Annotated in this window: 17 protein-coding genes; 8 read left to right on the plus strand and 9 right to left on the minus strand. The window is 49.8% G+C overall.

Going from position 1 to position 24,624, the window contains the following annotated elements; genetic code table 11:
• Positions 1-42: 42 nt before the first annotated feature.
• From KJS94_RS14935 to KJS94_RS14975, 9 genes are all read right to left on the minus strand, one after another.
• On the minus strand, positions 43-558 hold the full coding sequence (locus KJS94_RS14935; RefSeq protein WP_214449520.1) for a hypothetical protein: 516 nt from the start codon (positions 556-558) through the stop codon (positions 43-45).
• 129 nt (positions 559-687) lie between these two features.
• Positions 688-1,458, minus strand: a complete 771-nt coding sequence (locus KJS94_RS14940) for a LytR/AlgR family response regulator transcription factor (protein ID WP_214449521.1) — start codon at positions 1,456-1,458, stop codon at positions 688-690.
• Entirely contained in the window at positions 1,455-2,546 is a 1,092-nt protein-coding gene (locus KJS94_RS14945) for a sensor histidine kinase (RefSeq protein WP_214449522.1), read from the minus strand. Before KJS94_RS14945 ends, KJS94_RS14940 begins: the two co-directional genes overlap by 4 nt.
• A 67-nt stretch (positions 2,547-2,613) precedes the next feature.
• Positions 2,614-3,462 carry a hypothetical protein gene (locus tag KJS94_RS14950; protein WP_214449523.1) on the minus strand — a complete coding sequence of 283 codons (849 nt, stop codon included), beginning with the start codon at positions 3,460-3,462 and terminating at the stop codon, positions 2,614-2,616.
• 359 nt (positions 3,463-3,821) lie between these two features.
• Positions 3,822-6,233, minus strand: coding sequence for a TonB-dependent receptor (locus KJS94_RS14955; RefSeq protein ID WP_214449524.1), 2,412 nt, complete (start codon positions 6,231-6,233; stop codon positions 3,822-3,824).
• Between the two features lie 282 nt (positions 6,234-6,515).
• Positions 6,516-7,787, minus strand: coding sequence for a hypothetical protein (locus KJS94_RS14960; protein ID WP_214449525.1), 1,272 nt, complete (start codon positions 7,785-7,787; stop codon positions 6,516-6,518).
• Positions 7,788-7,893: 106 nt separating this feature from the next.
• Entirely contained in the window at positions 7,894-8,541 is a 648-nt protein-coding gene (locus tag KJS94_RS14965; RefSeq protein ID WP_214449526.1) for an outer membrane beta-barrel protein, read from the minus strand.
• Between the two features lie 196 nt (positions 8,542-8,737).
• Positions 8,738-10,438 carry a GMC oxidoreductase gene (locus KJS94_RS14970; RefSeq protein ID WP_214449527.1) on the minus strand — a complete coding sequence of 567 codons (1,701 nt, stop codon included), beginning with the start codon at positions 10,436-10,438 and terminating at the stop codon, positions 8,738-8,740.
• A gap of 21 nt (positions 10,439-10,459) precedes the next feature.
• Entirely contained in the window at positions 10,460-11,377 is a 918-nt protein-coding gene (locus tag KJS94_RS14975) for a sugar phosphate isomerase/epimerase family protein (protein WP_214449528.1), read from the minus strand.
• A 370-nt stretch (positions 11,378-11,747) separates the two neighbouring features.
• On the opposite strand from KJS94_RS14975, the gene KJS94_RS14980 reads away from it, so the two are divergent.
• The 8 genes from KJS94_RS14980 (at position 11,748) to KJS94_RS15015 (ending at position 24,534) form a co-directional block, all read left to right on the plus strand.
• A complete protein-coding gene (locus KJS94_RS14980) occupies positions 11,748-12,404 on the plus strand; it encodes an ROK family protein (protein WP_214449529.1) in 657 nt (218 codons plus the stop codon).
• Between the two features lie 378 nt (positions 12,405-12,782).
• Positions 12,783-15,527 carry an MGH1-like glycoside hydrolase domain-containing protein gene (locus tag KJS94_RS14985; RefSeq protein ID WP_214449530.1) on the plus strand — a complete coding sequence of 915 codons (2,745 nt, stop codon included), beginning with the start codon at positions 12,783-12,785 and terminating at the stop codon, positions 15,525-15,527.
• Positions 15,528-15,590: 63 nt separating this feature from the next.
• Entirely contained in the window at positions 15,591-17,087 is a 1,497-nt protein-coding gene (locus tag KJS94_RS14990; RefSeq protein WP_214449531.1) for an alpha-amylase family glycosyl hydrolase, read from the plus strand.
• 73 nt (positions 17,088-17,160) lie between these two features.
• Positions 17,161-18,210, plus strand: coding sequence for a glucose 1-dehydrogenase (locus tag KJS94_RS14995; protein WP_214449532.1), 1,050 nt, complete (start codon positions 17,161-17,163; stop codon positions 18,208-18,210).
• Between the two features lie 54 nt (positions 18,211-18,264).
• Positions 18,265-19,050 (plus strand): MIP/aquaporin family protein, encoded by a 786-nt coding sequence (locus KJS94_RS15000; RefSeq protein ID WP_214449533.1) that lies wholly within the window; start codon positions 18,265-18,267, stop codon positions 19,048-19,050.
• 141 nt (positions 19,051-19,191) lie between these two features.
• Complete coding sequence (locus KJS94_RS15005) at positions 19,192-20,337, plus strand: PQQ-dependent sugar dehydrogenase (RefSeq protein ID WP_239804181.1); 1,146 nt, start codon at positions 19,192-19,194, stop codon at positions 20,335-20,337.
• Between the two features lie 718 nt (positions 20,338-21,055).
• Positions 21,056-21,916: a sterol desaturase family protein gene (locus KJS94_RS15010; RefSeq protein WP_214449535.1), complete on the plus strand. Its 861-nt coding sequence runs from the start codon at positions 21,056-21,058 to the stop codon at positions 21,914-21,916.
• 137 nt (positions 21,917-22,053) lie between these two features.
• A complete protein-coding gene (locus KJS94_RS15015; protein WP_214449536.1) occupies positions 22,054-24,534 on the plus strand; it encodes a mechanosensitive ion channel family protein in 2,481 nt (826 codons plus the stop codon).
• The last annotated feature ends 90 nt before the right edge of the window (positions 24,535-24,624 follow it).

Genomic DNA, 24,624 nt, shown 5'->3' on the forward strand with positions numbered 1-24,624 from the left:
ATGTTTTGATTGTTGGAATGATAGTATTAAAAATGGGAAGGGTCACCCGAACAGGGGAGGTGGGGTGGGGATATCAAGCGTGGGACCGGGCTCCCAGCAGTCGTTGAAGAAGAAGGTGTTGATGTGAACGAAGTATGGTGGAATACTGATGGTTTCCGGTAAAAGGAAGGGCGCACTGATCGCATTCAGCAATTGTACAGCCTTCTTCTTTCCACCCTTGGCAAAGAAATCCGAGTTGAACGCTTTTGTGCGGGCGATCAGTTCATTTTCCTTTTTATCGTTGATACATTTCACAATGACCTTGCCGTTCTCCCTTTTCATTTCCAGCACATCATACATGCTGTTCCTGTAGGAGAACTCGTCCTTGTGCTTTTCCAGGCCAAGCCATTCCTGTTCCTCAAAGACCAGGTATTCGGCGTTGCGATGGTTGCGTGGATTGCGAAGGCTTTGCTTTACCGATCTTTTGACCTGCCAGTGCCAGAAGGAGAAAAACAGCTTATAGCCGGTGACCTCCACCAGCATGGTTAGCAGTACAATTATGGTTATGGCCTTTTTCAAAGCGGAATCTAAAATAGGGATTTATTCCGCCCGTCGATTGATTATTGAGGTTTCCTGGTTGGGTTCCTGAAGATTAATGGATGAATGGGGAATTAGAATGGCAAATAGATTCAATATGTGCCAGCCTTATTATTTATTCAGCCATTCCTTGAAATCGCCCGCCTTTAACCTACTGATCACGATATCCTCAAAAGGGGTGGGTTTGACCATGATCTTGAGCTTGCCATCAAACCAGGCATGCACTTCCTGGATGGTATCGTAGTTGACGATAAACTGCCGGTTGACCCGAAAGAAATGGTCAGGTGACAATTGCTCTTCCAGTTCATCGAGGTTGTTGTCGATGATATAGTCTGTCCCATCCTTGGTCTTGATAAAATGAACCCTATCCCTGGTATACACATGCGCCACTTCTTTGGCTTCTATAGAGAAGTACCTTGTCCCTTTCTTTACCAGGAAGCGGTTCTTGTACACCTTGTTCCCCTTGGGTTGCAGGTTGTCCAGTAAGGCGGCCAGGTCAACTGTTGGCTGGCTGGCCCCCGACATGTTCCTGAACTTGTCCAGGGCGTAATGCAGTTCGTTCTTCTTCAGGGGTTTGAGCAGGTAGTCGACACTGTTATACTTGAATGCCTGGATGGCATATTCATTGAATGCGGTTACAAAAATGATATAACTGTTGATTTGGATACGGGAGAAGATCTCAAAACTCCTTCCATCCCCCAGTTCAATATCCAGGAATACCAGGTCGGGAGACCCATGTTGCGAGAACCAGTCCACTGCCGATTGAACTGTATCCAGCCTGGCCTGTACCTGCATGGCCGGGTCATATTCCTTCAGCATTTTGATCAGGCGCTCTGCGGCCGGCGCTTCATCTTCAACGATTACAATATTCAAAGGTTTCATGATGCTTGGTTTGGGAAATTAGCCGGGTCCTTTTTGGGAAGCCCCAGTGATTGGTAAATACTGCTTTCAATCAAAGGCAACACCACTTTAAAGATCTGGTCATTATCGGTGATGGAGAGTTGGTTGTCCATCTTCAATAACTGGTAACGGGTAATAAGGTTGTTCAACCCGGTCTTTTCCGAAGGTTCCGGGTTGGCCTTTCGCTGGATATTATTGGTCACGATCAGGCTGTGTTCCCCGTCTGTTTCAATGGAAACAAAAAGGGGTCTGTCCCTGGAAACGATATTATGCTTGACGGCATTCTCTACCAGCAATTGCAATACCAAGGGAGGGATCAGCATTTGGTATTCCCTTTCCGGGATCCTGATGTTTACTTGCAGGGAGTCTGCAAACCTGGTCTTCAATAAATGTATATAGGAATGAAGGAAATCCAGTTCTTCCTTCACCGTTGAGAGTTCCTTATCCTGGTTGGTAAGCAGGTAACGATATACGGAAGACATTTCCACTGCGAATTGTTCAGCCCTTTCCGGATCTGTGCCGATCAGGGAGGTAAGGGTATTGAGGCTATTGAACAGGAAATGTGGTTTGATCTGTTCTTTCAGGAATTGGAACTGGCTGTTGAGCGTGATCTTTTTCAGCTGTTCCGATTCATCATATAATTTTTTCCAGTTCTCAATATAGTAGATACCCTCATACACGGCAACCACTATTACCGTGCAAAGCAGGTTCAAGCCCACCATGGTAAGGTAATCCCGGAACAGGAGCCCCCATTTGAGGTTGTCAACAGTGAAGAACCCTACCAGGAAAGTGACTGCTTCATCAAGCATGGGTACAAGTACCAGGAAAGGAATGCTGATCAGTGCCATATACCTGAGCCTTTTCCGGGTCAGGGCAAGCCCCGGGTGTTTCAGGCGTGAGGTCAGGGCCAGCCAACGGGCCGTTTCGCAGGAAGCGAGGGAATAGAAAAAACTCAATGCAATGATCTGGATACCTGACTTGAGGTCCCGGATATAGATGCCATAAAAGAAAAGCAGGATAAAAACCAGCAGTATCAATGGTAGCCAGGTCCTGATCTTTCTTTCATTCATGAGGAGGGTGTTAGAGACTGGTATCAAGTTACATTTTAGTGGTGAATATTCAGGGTTTGGTTAAGCCCTACCATTGCAGGACCAATAAGACCAGGACCCAGCCTTTATCCCCGTATTGCCAGACCTTCAGGAAATTATTGGTCCTGCCATTATAGTGGACATTACCATAAACGTAGCAGAGGTCACCAGCCTGGGCCATGCCTCCATCTACCGGTTCAAAATCCAGTTGATCAGGAATGGTTGGGAGAACGGCCCTTGATTGTTCAGCCCCCAAGGCCGGATGGCGACCATCTATGCAGAACCAGGTCTGTTGGCCAATAAATTGCCCGATCCCCTTACTGCCCTGTGACACATAAGCATCCAGGAATGCTTTTTCCGCTTCCTGCCAACCATCATGCTGGCCTGTCTTGCCGGTAAGTAAGGGGCCTTTTGGCCAATCCTTGTTTTCCAGGCTGGTGCCAAACAAGGAAGGTGAATATCTTATGCCCAGGTCCACCATCACTTTCCATTCCTTTTCCCCATCCCTTACCCAGATGGAATTATAACTCCCGGCAGCAACAGCGCTATCCCTCCCGGGGATCCTGATCTCATAGGGTCCAGTTGAAAATCCCAGGTCGCCGGATTTGGATAGGCCGGTGTACCAGGGTTTCCAATAGAGTTTGGCATTGCTTTCGGGTGTCTTCTCCCAAATGCTGATGCCGTTCAGGATCCTGCCTTCATCAAAGATGACCCCTTTGGGGTGAAGGTTTTCCAGGAAGGCCCTTTTCATTCCTTGCTCGATGGCCTTATTGGCAAAAGCCTGTTCTGCCCTCGCTACCTCATCATGTTGTGCAGAAGCGATGCCGCCCAGCAGGAGGCTTGCCATCAACATCATTTCCTTCAGGCAATGGTTGGGGAATGAAAATATGCTTGCCACGGTATGGTTATTTTGTTTGGGTCAGACAGATATAGCCGTCCGACAGGAAAAGATTTTACCCAAAGCTAGATTTGAAAATTGTCCGTCCATCCGGCCCGGGTATCCAATTGCTGTTTATGTTGATTTAAGTGCGGAGGGAAGGTCCCGGATTATTAAGGGGCAGTTGTTTGAACTGGCCTTTACTCTAGCCCGGTCTGGTGATGACTGTAATACTACCAGGGTGAATGGCACCTGAGGTCTGTGGCAGGATGGGTAAAGAAGTATAGGAATCCCTTTGTTTCCTGCGATTGTTACTGCTGTGGTCCGCCGGGAAGAAATGAATGCAGCAAGGTTGATGAAAAGGCTTATGAAAACCGGGTTCAGAACTTGAAATGATAGCCCAGCCTGATCACCTGGGTTTCATAATAATCACTGCTGGTATAACTAAATCCATCCCCTTTGATCTCTTTCCTTATTACCATGGTATTGAACAGGTCCGTCGCATTCAGGTAAAGTTCCCCTTTGCCTTTCTGGATTTGTTTTTTGATGCCTGCATCCAGGGTAAAGCGTCCGTCGATCCTGCCCTGGGGAATAATATCTGGCGCCAGGTAGATCGCGGTTAGCTGCAGGTCAAGCTGTTTGGGGAGGTGAATGAAGGCATTCAACTTGATGTTCCCTGAGTTGATCCTGCTAGTAGGTGCGCTGAAAGTATTTGGTGAAGGGTAGAGGTTTTCAACCGTGAATGAGTCGATCTGGTTTCGGTAAAGATTAAGGTTGAGGTTAAAGGAAAAGCTTTTGGAAACATCTCCTGATAATAGCATTTCCACGCCTGTCGCCCTGCTTTTTCCTGCATTCTGCATGATGTTGTAAATGATCGTACTGCCTGGTTGAATACTGCCGATCCTGGTGATGGTTCCTTCTGATGCCTTGTGGTAGAGGGCCGAATAAAGCGATCCTCCTGACCAGCCCGTTTTATAGCCCAATTCGTAGGTGTTGGTGTATTGTGGTTGTAGTGCAGGGTTACCAACCTTTATGATCTCGGCATCATCATATTTGGGAAATACCCTGATATCGAGCTCTGCGGGCCTGTCTACCCTGCGATTAAAGAAAAAACTCAGTTTGTTGCGTTCATTGAACTTATAGGCCAATCGAAGATTGGGGAAGGGTTTGGTGTAGGAATAGCCATCGCTTTTATAGGTATTGTGATTGGGGTCGACATCGTAGTTGACGCTAACATATTCCATCCGTAGCCCCGCCTCCAGTTCATAACGGTCATTTTCAAATACATAATTGCCGTATAGCGCGGGGATATGTTCTTTGTAAACTGCCCATCCGCCGGCAGTGCTGTCAATTGGGGAGTTAAGCCCGGGATAAAAGATCATTTCAGTAGGGATATTTCGCCACCTGTATTTGATCCCTGTTTCCAGCCTGCCATGCTTCAGCGGACGGGTATAATCCAGGCTGAAATCCGTAACATGTTCATCGGACAGCAATTTAAATGCATCATAACCTGTGTAATCGGGCATTTGATTGGTAAAGAAGTATTTCTCATCTTCCCGGTGGAAGGTATAGTTGAGTCCGATGTTCAACAGATGCCCTGGTTGACTGAACTTATGCTGGTAAGCGGTTGCAGCAGTAACAGTCGTTTTGACCTCATCTTCCAGGAATTGCCAGAGTCGCTTTAATTCAGTCAGGTCCTTGTTGTAAAATGGCTCATCGCCGTTATCAATGATTTTTTCACTGCTGAAGAGTCCGGAAAAAGAAAGCTGGTTGTTGTTATTGATGGTCCAGTCCATTCCTGCTTTGACCGTGCTGATGGTGGTTTCCCTGTTCCGTTTGGTTTGTTGGAGGATAGTGTCACCATTTTCGTAGGTACGGGTTACAAATTCGTTCTTGTTCAGTGTCGGGTTGTAGAACAGGTCACCCTGGAAAAAGGTATTGATATTTTTCTTTCGGTTGTTCAGGGCAAGTGAAGGGTTGACCTTTGGGGTTCCCTGAAATTGCGGCCTGATGCCAGGAAGGTTTTCCTGCTTTTCCCATAATGCGCCGAGACCCAGTGCTATTCCTGCCCTCCCGTTGAATCCTTCCTTCTTGTTTTTCCTGAAAATAATATTGATGATCCCTGCATTTCCGTTAGCGTCATATTTTGCCGAAGGGTTATTGATGATCTCGATTCGCTCTATGGCTGATGCGGGAATATTGTCAAGACTGGCTTGGTTGTCGAATCCTGTGAGCGCAGTTTGCTTTCCATCCACCAATACAGCTACTTTGTCACTACCCCTTAATTGCACCTTGCCTTCCTGCACCGTTACCCCTGGTAAGTTTTGCATGGCCTGAAGTACAGAGCCGCCTCCCTGGGTAATATTATTGTCCAGGGTAAATGTCTTCTTGTCCATTCTGGCAGCTACTCCTTCCTGCTTTCCGGTCACTACTACTTCACCCAGCAACAGCCTGACGGGTTCGAGTTCAATAGCTGCAAGGTCGAGGTATGGGGACAGATTACCAATGAAGACCGGTTGCAGGATGGTGCTGTAACCGCTATAAGAGAATTCTAAAAGGTATTTGCCAGGTTGGATATTTGGAAAGGAAAACCTCCCCTTATCATTGGTAATGGTTCCTGTAATAAATATACTGTCCTTGCTGGTTTTTAGTAACACATTCACATAGGGTAGGTTTGTTTTGGAAGACTTATCCCTGACAAGTCCGGAAAGGGTGATAAGGGAGTATTGTGCGAATGTGATTGACTGTACCAACAAGAGCCAGGCTAACAACAGCTTTTTTTGTTTTGACATCAGGAACGATCTGTTTAAAAGTTTGTTGGCATTTTGAAGGTTGTCCTTACAATTTAATCCGCGCACCTTGATTTGGACTATAGCAAATTAAAGCAATTTAAAGGCATCTGGCTCCTGATCAGTGGCTATAGTGCAGCAAATAGCCCTTGGCATTGCCGGGTATAGCATGGTTGCCAAAATTTAAAAAGCCCGGACGCTCAAAACGACCGGGCTTTTTGTGCCATTTTTATGCTAATGCCTCTCCTGGATTATATTAGTCATTATCACGATGGGATATAGGGATCAATTGGTCCTTCTTAACCTGAATTTGCCTTCAATAGTAGAGGTCTTGATCTGTTTGCCTGTTGTTGGGGAAAAGGTGGCGGCTGGGGAACAATAGAAACTGCCGGTAATCCATTCGCCGATATTTACCCATTTATCGATCGTCACTGAACCACCACTATTTTGGATCTGTTCGTTCGCGTCTTCATAATAGGAATTGAAATTATAGTTAAAGGGGATATTGGCCAGGGTCAATTCAGTATTCTGTTCTTCCGCATCTGCACGCCAATTAAAACTACCTGCTCCTCCCGGCCAGCCAATGGAGAGTGCCGTATCGCCGGAAACGCCCGCGATCATGCACAATGATTCACTTATCCGGGCAACATTGCCTGGCCAGGTTTTCCATTCCCCGCCATCGATACTGAAGGTGACGCCATCTTGCAGGAATTTGATATGGGCCAGTAGCAACAATTGGTGTTGATTGCTGGCGATCTCCGCAACAACTGTCGCTCCGCCATTATTGGTAATGGATGCCGGTGCTTTGTAGGTGGTTTTACTGCCTTGGTTAGTGAGATTGCCTTTGCCGTTAAGTGTCCATTTTTTGATTAAGTTAGCCGGTACAGGAACCCCCGCGCCTAATGGAAGTGTGGTATTGTCTGACGGGGAAAGGGGAGCCAGCAGGTCATCGGCATAGGGGTGGAAGTTGACCACCTGGAGGGTCTTGCTTTCATTGGCTCCCAGCACGGCAGTACCAGGGTTTATCTTGAGCCAGGTGATCAGGATCCAGTCACTAAAATGATCAGTGGTTACAGATAGCTTTTTGTTTGCTTTATCAATGACCGGCTTTTGGATCATCTGCCAAACTCCCTGCTGGTCCTGGTAAGCCACAGCCAACGCATCTTCAGCAGCAATGGAATCAGTGAGTGATTCGTAGTGAAACCTGATGGTGACTGGCTTATTGAATTGTTGTCCATGTGGCAGCAGCCTGTAGCCATTGCCAACACCAGCATCACAGGTGCTGTTGATGGGCTGTAACTGGAAACTCGTGTTCTGGGCTACCGCACCCGCCGGAATAATTACAGTAATCCTGCCGTCCGTTGAGCCGAATTGTCCGCCTCCGGCACCAATGGTAAAGGTTTGTAAAGCGCCGGATGGCATACCAACAGGTTTGGGTGCGGGCTGGTGGGGAACGGGTTGCTCTGTTGCTGTGCCATTGTCTTTTGAACAACTGCCAAGAGTCATTACGAGCAGGGAGAAGGAAAGGACAAGGTTTAATAGTTGCTTTGTTTGCATTGGTGTCATTGCAGTTTAATGAATAGGATACCTTCCTGAGGGTTGGTCTCAGTGTGGGTCAGGAAGACCCATCATGCCGGGAAATTGGGTGTTCTTGATGGTAAGTTTAGAACCTGTAACCGGCGTAAAGCTGTACCAGGTTGTTTTTCAGCTTTTCTGAGGAAGGGATGAAGTCAGGGATCGTGCCGGTAAAGGAAGATGCATTGATCGGGGTGATGTTCGCAGTGAACCTTCCACCGATGATCAGCCCCTTGAATGGGTACACCTCCACACCGCCAGCCATGGAGATCCCGTACTTGTTGTAGTATTCGTTTACTTTATTGACCACGCCATCTACACCAGTGGTTTTCGTTGAATCATTTGCCTTGCTGCTGAGCAGGAAGTTCACCTGGGTACCCACCTGCAGGTTAAGGAATTTGGTGATCCTGATATTCATGAATTGGGGAAGGATAAGGTAATCCAGTTGAACCTTGCCATCCGTTGCACCGGATGTGTAATTATACCCCTGGCGGGAGAACAATACTTCCGTACGGTAACCAATTGAGCCCCTGCCACCGGGGGCAAGGAAACCGCCCACCAGGAAACCATTGGTATTGCTGGTATTCAGTTGGTCAGCCTTGGTAATGCCGACAAAATTATAACCACCGATAATGCCGATCCGGCGGCCAAAGGATCGGTCGGATTCCTGGGCAACAGTGGTTAAAGAACTAATTACTAGTAAGCTGAAAAGGAAAAGGTTGTAGAAAAGTCTCATCTTTTTTCCGGCAAGCTACTGCAGGGGCAAAGGTTATGGAGTTCGGTTTTGTCCAATTGGCAGTAATGGCTGTTGAAATGTTGATAGCAGTCCATGAATGGAGGGAAACTTGATAATTTCGTCCAATCTTTTCCGCTAGCATGCCTTGCTGCAGGAAGCATTGCAGGTAAGTTTCTTATCAAGTAACCTCGGGCAATCAAAGATTCCCTTTCTTCAGTTCCTTCATCGCGTGATCACAGGCCCTTGCCGTTAATGCCATATAGGTGATGGAAGGATTGACACAAGAGCCTGATGTCATGCAGCTGCCATCCGTAACAAATACATTGGGTACTTCATGCAGCTGGTTAAAGGCATTGAGCACCGATGTTTTGGGATCGCGGCCCATCCTGGCCGTACCCATTTCATGGTTGGCATTGCCGGGAAAGGATATACTGCCATTGACCTTTACGTTCTTGTATCCTGCTGCTTCGAGCATGGCCTTTCCTTCCACTGCAATGTCCGCATGCATCTTCTTTTCATTCTCCCTGAAGGAGCAATCGATAGCGATCATGGGCCTTCCCCATTGGTCCTTGTTGTTGTGGTCAAGGGTAATGCGGTTGTCGGCATAGGGTAAGCATTCACCGAAAGCATAAAGGCTGATCCTCCAGGGGCCGGGAACGGTAAGGGCTTCCTTGAAAGCATCCCCTATTCCTTCGGGCAGGCTGTTCTGTGGACGGGATGCCCCGCCGCCAAAATGATAGCCGCGTAAGAATTTCCCGTTTTGCTCATTGACATTGGCGAAGCGGGGAACATAAATATTGGTAGGCCTTCTTCCTGAATAATAGCTGTCCTCGAATCCTTCCACATCTGCTACAATGGAGAGGCCTTTGTGATGGTCCATGAGGTTGCGGCCCAATTGGTCACTGCCATTGCCCATGCCGTTGGGGAATCGACGGGAAGTAGAGTTCAGCAGGATGGCTGTAGTAGCTACCGTGGCAGCATTGATGAAAATGATCCGGGCATAATATTCCCTCACCTGCCTTGTTTCGGTATCGATCACTTCGACCCCTATGGCCCGCTGTTGCTGCTCGTCATATAATACACGGTTCACCAAGGAATGGGGTTTCAATTCCAGGTTGCCGGTGGCGTGCGCTGCAGGTAAGGTGCTGGCATTGGTGCTGAAATAAGCACCAAAGGGGCAGCCACGGTGACAAAGGTTCCTGGCCTGGCATTGCCCCCTTCCCTTTACCGGTTGGGTGAGATTGGCACTCCTGCCGATGATCACCCTGCGGTCGGCATATTTGGCTGCGACCTGGTCGCGGAAATGCTTTTCCACCAAATTCATTTCAAAAGGCGGCAGGAATTCTCCATCCGGCACTACAGCGATGCCGTCGCGATTCCCGTTCACGCCAATGAATGATTCTACATAATCATACCAGGGAGCCAGGTCCTTATAGCGGATCGGCCAATCCACCCCATGGCCATCTTTCAGGTTGGCTTCGAAATCAAGATCGCTCCAGCGGTAACAGGCCCTTGCCCAGAGCAATGACCTGCCCCCGACAACATCACCCCTGATCCAGTCAAACCTTTTTGTTTCGGTGTAGGGATTTTCCTGGTCGTTGATATAGAAATGCTTGTTGTCTTCCGCGATGGAATAATGCCTCGACTGCACATAATATTTTTCCTTGTCGGCCCTGGTGAGCCTGCCGCGATGCGGGAACTCCCATGGGTCCTTATTGGCCGTCGGGTAGTTGGGATGTTCTACCGGACGTCCCCTTTCCAGCATCAGCACCTTCAGTCCCTTCTCGGCAAGTTCCTTAGCGGCCCAGCCGCCACTGATGCCTGAGCCCACTACAATAGCGTCGTAGGTGTGTTGTTGTCTGGCCTTGGTATTGAGGTAAAGCGAATCTCCGGGCATGGATATAGGGCAGTTTTTCGGTTATTGATCAAGGTGAGCTTTCATGACCTTCGGGAAATCGGCAAAAGCGATCTCGGGTTCAGCGATCTCGGGATGCCAGAGTTTTTCCCATTCGAAACTGTAGAAGCCTTTGTAGTTGTCCTTTGCCAACAGGCTGATGGCTTCCATGATGGGGATATCCCCTTTTCCGAGCAGGCAATATTCCAGCTTGCCATCTTTGAGTTTGGCATCCTTGATATGGGTATGGCGGATATAAGGCTTGAGGTCCTTGTACACTTCCGCAGGCGCTTCCCTGGTGATGGACCACATATTGGTAAGGTCCCAAACCAGTCCGGTATGCCGGTGTTCCGCTGCCTTCATGATGCGCAGCAGGTCGGCTTTGTACACCAGGTCGCCATGGGTTTCCATCAATACCGTAACCTTCGATCCCTTGGCGTGATCGGCCAGTTCCAGCAAGCCCCTGGTGATCAGGTCCATGGTCTGTTCCTTCTCCTGGTCCTTCGGGAAATTGTTGGGGAAGACCCTCACATAGGGACAATTGAGTTTGGCAGCGAGGTCAATGAAGCGACGCCCGTCATCCAGTTGCTGCTGCCTTTTTAACGGGTCTGCAAAATGCAGGGTGGAAGAAGAGCCCAGCCCAACGAATTGCAGGCCATTGGCTTTCATGCGGTCAAGGGTAGCCGAAATGGCTGCAGGGGAATTAAAATAGGGACTCTTGGTCAGGTCAAGTTCCCTTTGGATACCCCTGACCTCAATGCCGGTATAGCCATGTTCCCTGGCAAAGCCGGTGATCTTTTCCAGTGGCCAGTCGGGGCAGCCCAGCGTGGAGAAAGCCAGTTTGGGTGGCTTCTTCCCAAAGGGCAATTTGCCGAAGCTTGCTGCTCCCCCGAGCAACAAGGCTGTGGTGAACAGGAACTCTTTGCGGGAATAGGAATGCATAATCAGCAAGCTAAATTTGATTTGGTAAAAATGGAAATTAAATTTCAGGCATTTGATCGGCCAGCCATTGCCATTCTTTACCTCTTCTGGAGAATTATATAGGCCGCTAAGAATAACAGTAAAGGGGATATAGGATGGTCAGCTATCAGGTTAAAAGGCGAACACTCTTGCTGTAAATAGTGGTTGCCGTAAAACCGGGGCTTCTCCGATTAACCGCTAAACAGGGTATAGGATGAATTTGCTGCAGGAGTATTCATCAAAATAACTTAGTTTGTTACCAGGAATTGGCTGGCCGGATGGCATTGATCCAACCCCTGCTGTTGCCAGGTGCTTTCAAGGCGCTTATTGCATCAAAGTCAAAAACAATATTATGAAGGTCCTTGTACTGGATATTGGAGGTAATAATGTGAAGATGCTGGTTACCGGCGCAGAAAAAGTCAGGAAGTTCCCTTCGGGCAGTGAACTGATACCGGAGGATATGGTAGAAGAAGTGAAGCAACTGACAAAGGATTGGGAATACGATGCAGTATCGATCGGTTACCCTGGTGTGGTAAAGCATAACAGGGTGGTGGTGGAGCCGCATAACCTTGGGCCAGGCTGGACAGATTTCGATTTCGAGGAGGCATTTGGTTGTCCCGTAAAACTGATCAATGATGCAGCCATGCAGGCCCTGGGAAGCTATAAGGCAGGGGTGATGTTGTTCCTGGGACTGGGCACCGGACTGGGAGCAGCAATGGTGATCGATGGGGTGGTGCTGCCTACCGAGATAGCCCATATGCCCTACCGGAAAGGCACATTCGAAGATTACCTGGGTGAGCGGGGATTAAAAAAACTGGGGCAGAAGAAGTGGGAAAAGCACCTGCATGCCTGTGTGGAAATATTACGTCATGGCTTCCATCCTGATGACATTGTCCTGGGAGGTGGTAACTCAAAGATAGTTTCCAGCCTGCCTGAGGGTTGCCGCCTGGGCAGTAACAAATTTGCTTTTGAAGGAGGCTTCCGGTTGTGGAACCAACAGGGCTTGTAAAGGATTGTCGGTTGAACGGCAGTAAATACCTGCAACTAAGGCTGCAATACACAAGGCCCATCCAGCTGTTTTTTAGACGTATCCTTTAGTAAGATGCCCACCCTGGTATCGATTTGTAATGGGTAAAGCCAGTCGGTGACACTGTCCATCGAAGCCTTCCGGATGACATATGTCATTTCATCCCTTGAGGACTGTCAATGAAGCGCTGTTGGTGATGGATTATTTTTATTGCCTTGTTAGTCCCGTTAGGTATTCATTGATCCGGGTGCCATTTACCCTTTGAAGGTTTACAGCTCCATTATCTATTCTAACCATCCATTACAGAAAGGTCATCCTGGATCTTTCCATTTCAATACAACTTACATAATAGCCTTTTCAATGGAGACAAAAAGACTTAGCGAAGCCAGGGAACAGCAAATACCCTGGAAAAAATGGGGGCCTTACCTGAGTGAACGGCAGTGGGGAACCGTTCGGGAGGATTACAGCGAAAACGGCGATGCCTGGAATTTTTTTACCCATGACCACGCCCGTTCGCGCGCTTACCGCTGGGGGGAAGATGGCATTGCGGGCATTTCGGATAATAAGCAGCATCTATGCTTTGCCCTGGCTTTATGGAATGGCAAGGATGCTATCCTGAAGGAAAGGCTTTTTGGACTTACCAATACCGAAGGCAACCATGGCGAGGATGTGAAGGAGTATTACTTCTACCTGGATAATACGCCTACCCATTCCTATATGAAGTATCTGTATAAGTATCCACAGGCTGCTTTCCCCTATGGGGACCTTATCCAACAAAACAAGCAACGTACCCGCAAGGATATGGAGTATGAATTACTGGATACCGGTGTATTTCAGGAGGACCGCTATTTCGATGTCTTTATTGAATATGCCAAAGCCGGTCCTGAAGATATTCTGATCAAGGTCACCGCCTTTAACCGGGGACCTGAGGCAGCCGACCTGCATTTGTTGCCGACCTTATGGTTCCGGAATGACTGGTCAGAGTGGATAGCAGCATCGAACCGTGCAAAGAAAAAGCCCGGAATAGCTAGCTTTGAAGCGGGTAAGGGTTTCAGGGCTGTTCTTGCTGATCATGAGCGTTTGGGTGAAATGGTATTATGTTGTGAAGGGGAAGTGCCTTTGTTATTCACCGAGAATGTTACCAACCATGAAAAATTATTCCCCGGAACGCCAAATGAATTTCCCTTTGTCAAGGATGGGATCAATGATTTCGTGGTGAATGGCGTCCAGGGTAAAGTGAACCCGGAACAAAAGGGAACCAAGACTTCGGCCCATTACACGCTGACCATCGGTGCGGGCCAGTCCTCCACCATCCGGCTCAGACTGGCCAGGAAGGACCTTGACATCTACAAGGAACCTTTTGGCAAGGGGTTCGATCAGGTATTTCTTGACCGGCTGAAAGAGGCCGATGAATTTTATCAATCTGTAACGCCTCCATCCATCAGTGAGGACGAGGCCATGGTCATGCGCCAGGCCATCGCCGGTATGTTATGGAGCAAGCAGTTCTTTTTCTTTGATGGGTACAACTGGTTGGATGAACACAATTCCAACCCCCTTCACAGAGGGTATAAGAATGCCAGGAATTCCGATTGGTACCATATGCTGAATGAGGACATCATTTCAATGCCCGATAAATGGGAGTACCCTTGGTATGCCGCCTGGGACCTGGCCTTTCATACCCTTCCCCTATCCATCGTTGATCCTGATTTTGCCAAGGAGCAAATGGTGCTGATGCTCAGGGGGCTTTATATCCATCCAAACGGACAGTTGCCAGCCTATGAATGGAACTTCAGTGATGTGAATCCCCCGGTCCACGCATGGGCGACATTGTTCCTGTACAGGACTGAACACGCTTTAAAAGGCAAGGCAGACCTGAATTTCCTTAAAGCTACCTTCCATAAGTTGTTGTTGAACTTCACCTGGTGGGTGAACCGAAAGGACCGTTTTGGCAAGAACATCTTTGAAGGCGGTTTCCTTGGCCTGGATAATATCGGCATCTTCGACAGAAGTGCCCCGTTGCCAACTGGCGGTAGCCTGGAGCAGGCCGACGGAACCGCATGGATGGCGCTTTTCAGCCAGAATATGGTGGAGATAGCCAGCGAACTGGCCGCCTGGGACCCGATCTATGAAGATATGGTCGTTAAGTTCATTGAACACTTCCACTTCATTGCTGCTGCCATGAACAAACCTGGTACCGATGGAATGTGGGATGAAGAAGATGGGTTCTATTATGACCTGCTCAGGCTTCCTGATGGCCGTGGCGAAAGATTGAAAGTAAGATCACTGGTTGGCCTTCTGCCTTTGTGCGCAGTAACGGTGGTAGAAAAGGAGCAGCGTGACCGAATTCCTCGCGGTTTTGCGCAGTTGGTGGAACGCCGACGCAGGATGCCCGATTTACTGGAAGCTATCCACCCTGCTGGTCCGGGCCATTACGGTGTAGCTGAAAGGGGAATTCTTTCGCTGCTTAATCCCGACAGGCTGAGGAGGATACTTACCAGGATGCTGGATGAAAATGAATTCCTGGGTCCGCACGGTATCCGTTCGATCTCGAAATACCACGAGCATCATCCCTATGTACTGCAGGTGGATGGAAAGGAATTCAGGGTGGACTACCTGCCTGCTGAATCGGATTCCGGGATGTTTGGGGGAAATTCTAATTGGCGGGGCCCGGTATGGATGCCGGTGAATGCCTTGCTGATCAGGGCCCTGCAGCAGTACTTTTTGTTTTATGGGGACAGTTTTACCATTGAATGCCCTACAGGATCAGGGAATAAGATGAACCTGTTTGAAGTAAGCCAGGAGCTGGCCAGGCGACTGACCAGTATCTTTACCAGGGATGAGCATGGAAGACGTCCGGTATTTGGGGGTTCAGAGAAATTCCAGACAGATCCGCACTGGAAGGACTATGTCCTTTTCTACGAGTATTTCCATGGTGATAATGGCGCCGGACTGGGTGCTAGTCACCAGACAGGATGGACCGGCCTGGTAGCCAAAATGATCCAGTTGTATGGAATACTTGATCCGAAAGAATTGCTTAATGTGGGTAAAGAAGCAGCATTTGCCAAAGACCCCGGCCATCTTCAGCAAAACCCCGGTAAGCGCTGATCTGGTAGGCCTTCTAACCTAATAATCAATAACGAATGGCGGGTATATCCTGCTGATGAGAATATGCAACCACTCAAATATCCCTCCTTATACCAGGTCAATACCAGGGTATGGCTGACCCAATTGTCAGTGGAACTTGGCAGGAAAGCAACACTTGATGATATCCCGGATGCCGAACTGGATCGATTCGTGGAGCTCGGCTTTGACTGGATCTGGTTCCTCAGTGTCTGGACCACCGGTGAGCGTGCACAAAAAGTATCGCGGGAGAATCCTGATTTTCGCCGCGATTTCGAAGCTACCCTTCCCGATTTGAAAGAGGAGGACATTGGAGGTTCAGGTTTCGCCATTGCCGACTACCGGGTGAGTCCCGGGATCGGTGGCGATGAAGCCCTGAAGCGGCTTCGTGAAAGGCTGCGCCAGCGGGGCCTGCGCCTGATGCTCGATTTTGTCCCCAATCATATGGGGCCTGATCATCCATGGGTCGAACACCATCCGGAGTATTTTGTCGCGGGTACTGCCCAGGACCTTGAACAGCAACCACAGAATTATCACCTCGTTAAACGAAATGGTGGGGAAAGGATCATGGCTTTCGGACGCGATCCCTATTTCACCGGCTGGCCGGATACAGTGCAGCTGGATTACAGTAATCCTGCAACAGTGGAGGCCATGACCCAGGAGTTGCTGCGGATCGCCGGGCAATGTGATGGGGTAAGGTGCGATATGTCCATGCTGGTCCTGCCCGATGTCTTTGAACGGACATGGGGAAAAAAGGCCCAGCCCTTCTGGCCCATTGTTACAAAGCTGGTCAGGGAGAAGGTCCCCGGCTTTTTATTCATGGCGGAAGTGTACTGGGACATGGAATGGGAGATGCAGCAGAATGGTTTCGATTATGCCTACGATAAGCGTTTATACGACCGGTTGGTGGAAGGCCACGTCAGGCCGGTAAGGGAGCATTTTTACGCCAGTCCGGGTTACCAGGATAAGCTGGCCAGGTTCCTGGAGAATCATGATGAGCCGAGGGCTGCCGCCACCTTTGCAACAGAAAAACATATGGCAGCTGCTGTCCTGACCTTCCTTTCTCCAGGATTACGGTTCTTCCACCAGGGGCAGTTCGAAGGAAAGCGATTGCGGATTTCCCCGCATTTGGTGAGGGGGCCTTTGGAGCCTTTGGATACTGCTGTCCAACAGTTTTATGCTTCATTGTTGGAGGTGCTGAAGCAAGCCCTGTTTCGGGAAGGGCAATGGCGCTTGCTGGAATGTGTACCGGCATGGGAAGGCAATGACAGCTGGGATAATTTTATTGCATTTGGTTGGGAAGGTAATGATGGCAGGAAGGCACTGGTGGCGGTTAACTATGCCCCGTACGAAGGCCAATGTACCGTTAAGTTACCTTATGCTGGCTTTGAAAACCAGACCGTCCGGCTAACGGAAAAGATGGGACAGGCCTCTTATGACTGGGATGGCAATGAAGTGGCATCAAAAGGGATCTTCCTGTCGCTTCCGGCCTGGGGCTATCACTTGTTTGATGTTTCGGTCGTAACAGCAGAGAAGACCAGCTGACTTGTTTTGCCAGGATAGTTGATGAGGCCCTACGAACAGTTCTATAGCGCATTAAAACAAAAGGAGGGATTCAATGAAAGCCATCATTGTAGAACCAGGAAAGCCCGGAACGGCCAGGCTGGGTGAGGTGCCGGAGCCTGATGCCAGCCAGGGCACATTACTTGTTGAAGCAGTTGCTGTTGGTGTCTGTGGTACCGATGTAGAGATAGTGGAAGGCAAGTATGGCTGGGCACCAAAAGGAGATGATCATCTTGTTCTGGGCCATGAATCCCTTGGCCGGGTGATCGATCCAGGTCCTTCCGGCGGTTTTAAAAAAGGCGACCTGGTAGTGGGTATTGTGCGAAGGCCGGATCCAGTTCCTTGTCCGAATTGTGCCGTGGGGGAATGGGACATGTGCCGCAACGGATTGTATACAGAACGGGGCATCAAGGAGATCCATGGGTTCATGTCGGAGCGTTGGCGGATCGAACCGGAATACGCCATAAAGGTAGATCCTTCATTGGGTTTGCTCGGGGTGCTGCTCGAGCCGACTACTGTAGTGGCAAAAGCATGGGAGCATATCGCCTATATTGGCCGGAGGTCCTACTGGGAACCAGAAAATGTGCTGATTACAGGCGCTGGACCGATTGGCTTGCTGGCGGCGCTGATCGCCAGTATGCATGGATTGAAGGTGCATGTACTGGACAGGATGGTATCGGGCCCTAAGGTGAACCTGGTGCGGGCACTCGGTGCTACCTATCATTCAGGCAAAGTGACCGATATTGGGTTTGAGCCGGACCTGATCATGGAATGTACCGGTGTTGGCCAGGTGATCGCTGACTCCATCCATCAGCTCGGCGCCAATGGGATTCTCTGCCTGGCGGGCATTGGTCATGGCAGTACCGCCAGGATGGCGGAGATGACCGACCTGGCATCCGCCGCGGTTTTAAGGAATAACGTTATCGTGGGCAGCGTCAATGCCAACAAGCGCCACTGGTTCAAGGCAGGACAACACCTTGCCCGTGCGGACAGGTCATGGTTATCCAAACTCATCACACGGGTAGTGGCTCCACAGGATTTCCTTAGCGCATTGCAACGGCAGCCGGATGATATCAAGGTGGTCATTCAATTTTCCGCACTTTGATAGGGTGTAGTCTTATTGATGGAATGATTATTTCCTTGTTATAAATTATCAGCATTGAAGAAGAAGTCAATTTTCCCCTGGCGATTATTCTGGTCGGAGTTGTTGGGAACAGCCCTGTTGTTATTAATAGGCCTATCGCTGGTTATCTTCATGTTTGGCGAAGGCAGTCCCATGGCTGCGCTTATTCCTGAGGTGTGGATCCGCAGGACCATTACCGGGTTCCTGTTTGGCGGCACAGGGGCATTGATCGCCTTATCGGCCATCGGCAAGGAAAGCGGTGCACATATCAATCCAGTTGTAACCATGGTCTTCTGGTTGTTCCGGAAGATCGATCACCGCACCGTCGGCATCTATGTGATCGCCCAATTGATAGGCGCAATAGTTGGCTGCCTGCCTTTATTGTTGCTCTGGGGAAAGATGGGCAGAAGCATTGCATTTGGCGCTACTTACCCGGGCGAGGGCTATACTGAAATGAATGCCCTGGCCGGTGAGGTCCTGACCACCTTCATCATGGTCGCTTTGCTTGCCGTATTCCTGGGATTCAGGAGTACCCGTCCTTATACCCCTGCTATTTTCCCAGTCTTATATTCGATCATGGTTCCCCTTGAAGCGGCCATATCCGGTACCAGTACCAATCCTGCACGCAGCTTAGGTCCTGCCGTGATCTCAGGGGTGTGGCAAAGCTGGTGGATCTACCTGGCAGGCCCGCTGATAGGTGCATTGTTGGCAGCACTGCTCACCAGTTTTCTTGCCAGGAAAATTACCGTGGCCAAACTCTATCATTTCGACAGTGACCGCGATGGATTGTTCCGTAGAATGGGCAACAAGGAATCGGCCTGAACATTACACTATTTACCGCATAGGGATTTGTATCTTTACGATGAGGGGTTGAGGCCACCATTCACCTAAGTGAAGGTGGTTCAAGCCGGTAGTTTCTTATTGTTCATCGTCGTGAAATCCTGCAATATGTTAGCCTGCTCCATGCTTATACCGATTCGTTTAATGCTATTCGCGTTTTTGTTTTCTTCCTGTGGGGGCAGCTCCGATACTGCCACCCCGGAAGTTCCGGTTGCCGGTGAGCCGGAGACCGAGACAAATGTGGTCGTAACCGGCTATGAGGTCATCTGGGGAATGGACTTCCTGCCCAATGGCGACCTTCTCTTTACGGAGAAAAGGGGAAAGCTCTACAGGAGAAGCAATGGCCAGGTTACGGAACTGACCGGCTTCCCTGCAGTACGTACAGGTGGACAGGGTGGACTCTTGGATATCAGGGTGCATCCCAACTATGCCCAGAATGGCTGGATCTATGCGAGCTATTCCGCCAATGCCGCCAATGGCAGCGGCGAACTGCGATTGGTCCGTTTCAAGTTGAATGGTAATGCCATCCAGGAGGTGCAGCAGTTATTCTCTACCAATGGGGGCAATACCTGGGCCAACCACTGGGGCAGCAGGATCGCTTTCGATGGGAAGGGCCACCTTTTCCTAAGTGTGGGCGAAGGCGGCACCACCAGTTATGCCGGTCCGCAGGCTCGCAACCGCAATGCGCAGGATCTGGCTTCGCCCTGGGGCAAGATCCACCGGATGACCGATGATGGTAAAGTGCCAACAGATAACCCGGTGATGCCAGGAGCGACTGCCCCTTCCACCTTGTATGCTTACGGGGTAAGGAACCCTCAGGGACTGGCCATCCATCCCACCACCGGTGAACTCTGGGAAACCGAGCATGGCCCCAGGGGCGGTGATGAGATCAATATCATCAACAAGGCTGCCAATTACGGCTGGCCCAATTACTCGATAGGTGTCAATTATGATGGCACCACCATTTCTTCCGGTCACGATGCACCGGGCATTACCCCGCCCATCCATACCTGGACGCCTTCTGTAGGTACCTGTGGCATGGCCTTCATCACCAGCGCCAGTTTCAAGGATTGGAAAGGCGACCTCTTGGTAAGCGGTCTCGCCAGCGGCAAGCTCTACCGGGTAAAGCTGAAGGGCAACCAGGTGGAATCTGTTCATGAGATGCCGGGCATCAAAGGCAGGACCCGCAATGTGGTGCAGGCACCCGATGGATCGATCTATGTATCCATGGAAGGTCCGGGCAGGATCCTTGCCATCACCGTGAAGTAGGATAGATATTCAGCAGGGCCTCTCTCTACCCCATCAGGGGCTCCCGAAGGGGCTGCCGTGTTCCCACATCTTCACCTCATCAGGGTCTCCCGAAGGGGCTGCCATGTATCCACATCTTCACCTCAGCAGGGTCTCCCGCAGGGGACCCTGATGAATAGTAGGATAGATATTCAACGGGCCTCTTGAAGCGTACCACTATGGCCTGAAAAGATTACCCCCGACGCCCCCGTTGTGTTTGATGACCAACGGGTAGTTGGAAGATGAGATTATCAGTTGGATGCATAAATATTTCTACCCCAGCAGGGTCTCCCGCAGGGGACCCTGATGAATAGTAGGATAGATATTCAACGGGCCTCTTGAAGCGTACCACTATGGCCTGAAAAGATTACCCCCGTCGCCCCCGTTGTGTTTGATGACCAACGGGTAGTTGGAAGATGAGATTATCAGTTGGATGCATAAATATTTCGCCTTTTGTACATCGGGGTCCCCTTCGGGAGACCCCGCTGAGGCATAAACATCGGGTTGGTGATGCTACCCAGACCCTACGGGGCTCGGGGAGCCTTATCAGATCCGCCATCATGCTACAAATAAGGAGACCCTCTGGGTCTCCAAATGCCAACCACAGCTTAATACAAGAGATAAAGGCCCCGTTTCTTGCCGAAAAATCGCTAACTTATCGTAGCCTTAACACATTCCACGGCTAACAAACCAGATCGCCTTGTTTTCCATCGACAGCATAGGGGCCCCGATCATTATCATCGCCTTCCTGGTGGAATATGTCATTGCCTTACGGTCAGGCATGAACGAAGACCTGCCCAAGGATATGCTGGCGAATTTTGCCCTGGGTCTGGGTGTGCTGGTGACCGGCCTGCTGATGAAGGGGGTGGCATTTGCGTTATACTCCACCATCTATTCCAAAGCGCTCTTCCAACCTGCACTTTCCGCGGGACTTTGGGTGGCCGGCTTGCTTTCCTGCGACCTGGTCCTGTACTGGTACCATCGGTTGGGGCATCAAACAAGGTTGTTCTGGGCCGCGCATGTCACGCACCATTCTTCCCTGCATTTCAATCTCTCTGTTGGCTTGAGGGTCAATTGTATCCATTCTTTCTATCGCTTCCTGTTTTGGTCGCCCCTCTGTTGGTTGGGTATACCGCCCTGGATGATCCTCTTCTTTGAATCGGCCACCGCTATGTGGAATGTCTTTATCCATACCGAGCGGGTGGGTAAGCTTGGCCCGCTCGATTGGATCTTCAACACGCTCTCCAATCACCGCGTGCACCATGCCAGTAATCCTGAATACATCGACAAGAACCTGGGTGGTATTCTCATAATTTATGATCATCTCTTCGGTACCTACGTGCCTGAAACCGGCAAGGTGGACTATGGCATCACGAAGAATATCCATACCCATGACCCACGCGAGATATTGTTACATGAGTACAAGGCGCTATTCCGTGAATTGAAACAGGTAAAGGGATGGAGGGACAAACTGAGCTATCTATTCAGTCCACCGGGAACTTCCCCGAAGCCGGAAACTGCAGGGGCTACCATAGGACAGGAGGTGATGGAAGCCGTGTAAAATTTCTCCCTTTGCAGGTAAGCGGTGATCAATTGAAGCGCCAGATGGCATCAGGTTATTTGGGATTTTTCGCGGGATCAGCAATATATTATGTAAATTTTGAAGGTGAAGTGCCCTCCATTCTAACCCCCTAATGCATGCATCATCATTTCCTCGCCAAGACATTCCTGCTCTTGCTCCTCCTTTGCGGCAGTTATAAAGCTTTGTCCCAACAGGATAGTTCTGCTACCCCATTGCCAAAAGACAAGGTGAAGACCAATTTCGTTGGTAAAGTCCAGGAACTTGCCGAGCAGGAAAAGGCCAGGAGTGTAGAGCGTTACAATGCCGGCAGGGTAGCCATCCGCCAGCAGCAAGTGATGAATGAGATCAAGCGGACAGAGCAACAGGTGCAGGCTTACCTCAAGAAAGGTATCGATACCGCGAGGGTGAAGCAGGAAATGGACTTTGTGCGGAATGCACTGGCAGTGGTCAGGGATGGCATATTCGTCAATAAGGGTTCGGCCCAAACCCAGCGGAACCTGGCCGTATCATCGAGTGTGCTGAAGGACCTGATCTCCCTTACGGTCCAGGACAAAGAACGTGTAGATGAGCATGTGGAAGACCTGGTCCGTTTCAAGGACAGGATCGATTCGCTCAATAGCGATCCTTCATTATATGCTTTCCCCTCCGATTCTGCGCAGATCCTGAAACTGGTGAAGCGAATGGGTGTGGTGGTTAAGGAGATCGCGCCAATAGATACCGCACTCGACAAATCCTTCAATAGTGTTCGTGACCTGCAGACCGAGGTAGACCTTTTGGTCTATGAGTTGCGGTCAACCCTCGTGGATATTGACCTCTACGAGAATGAACTGGCGGATCACCTGGCGGACCGTGATTTTGTCAATATCTGGGAGCCTTCTACCTATGACCGCCCACTGGGGGAGATCATCAATTTTTCCAGGGCCAAGGAAAGGATGGCATTGAATTTTTACCTGGCCGATAATAAGTTCAAGTTGTTGATGCTCTTGCTGGCAATGCTGGCCAGTTACTATCTCTACCGGACCATCAGGGAAAGAATGGAAGGGGAAGGAAGGCTGGAGACCAATAGCCGAAGTCAACTGGTCTTGCATGCTCCTTTGCTGACTTCCTTAGTGATCGTGCCCAGTTTGCTGCAGTTCATCTTTTGGGAACCACCCTTTGTCTTTGCCTGGCTGGGTTGGCTGGTGGCTGCCGTTAGCCTTGGTTTGCTTTTCAGGAACTTCATCACGCCCTATTGGAAAAGATTCTGGTGGGTGTTCATTGGCTTATTTGTATTGGCCGGCCTCGATAATATGGTACTCCAGGCTTCTCGTACGGAGCGATGGTTCATGTTGTTCCTTGCCATCATTGGACTTGTTTATGGGGCTTCCCTGTTGTGGGGAAAGCACAAGCATGAATTAAAGGAGAGGGGTATCCTCTACTTCATTGCTTTCATGACCATCATGGAGGCGGCATCTGTTTTATTGAATGTGATGGGTCGGTATAACCTGGGTAAGATCTTAATGGTGACAGGGTATAGCGGGTTGATCATCGCCATCCTTTTCCTTTGGACAGTGCGCTTGATCAATGAGACCCTGCGGCTGATTTCCATGATCTACCGGCAACCCGACAAGAAGCTCTTATATATTGATTTTGCCCGGATCGGGGAAAAGGTCCCATCTATCTTTTATGTATTGCTGGTGATCGGCTGGTGTATACTGGTAGGCCGGAATTTTTACAGCTTCCGCCAGATGGCCGCGCCGTTCAATGCTTTCCTGAATGAAGAATGGTCCATCGGCGATTATTCCTTCAGCATAAATAAGGTGCTCCTATTCCTGCTCGTATTCGCCGGCGCCTTGCTGACCTCTAGGATCGTTTCCTTCTTTGCCTCAGATGCCAATGATAACGCTCATGGTACAACGAACAGGCATAAGGTGGGATTGGGCAGCTGGATATTGCTGGTGAGGATCATGATCATCAGCCTGGGACTCTTCCTGGCCTTTGCCGCTTCGGGCTTCCCGCTTGATAAGGTAACGATAGTATTGGGGGCGCTGAGTGTGGGTATTGGCCTGGGCTTGCAGGGCCTGGTGAGCAACCTCGTGAGCGGCCTGATCATTGCCTTTGAGAAGCCGGTAAATGTGGGGGATATCATTGAGTTGAATGGCAAGACCGGCGTGATGAAATCCATCGGCTTCAGGAGCAGTGTCATTGCCATGGCAGATGGCGCTCATGTGGTGATGCCGAATGGCGACCTCCTGAACAACCACCTGACCAACTGGACCCTGGGCAAGAACATGAAAAGGCAGACCCTTTTGGTGGGGCTTGCTTATGGCACCGACCTTGCACAAGCCAGGCAATTGGTGGAGCAGGTGTTAGCGGAAGAAGAACTGGTGATCCATCACCCGCCACCGCAGGTAGTGGTCAAGGATTTCGCCAGCAGTTCCATTGACCTGGAACTGCATTTCTGGGTACGGCACCTGAAGGATGCGGCCCAGGCGAGGAGCCAGGTGATCAGTGGGATCGATAAGGCCTTTGCCAATGCGGGAATTGTGATTCCCTTTCCCCAGCAAGAGGTTATTGTGCATGGATTGAAGGGAGAGGAAGGGAAGGGGGATTCATAATTTTACACTAGTTAGATAAATTTGACTTGCCCTTACCCTTTTCTTTTATGGGATCATTAGTAGATTATTCTTCCTGGGTATGCTGTTTAT

This window comes from Flavihumibacter rivuli (genome assembly GCF_018595685.2).
Classification (GTDB): domain Bacteria; phylum Bacteroidota; class Bacteroidia; order Chitinophagales; family Chitinophagaceae; genus Flavihumibacter; species Flavihumibacter rivuli.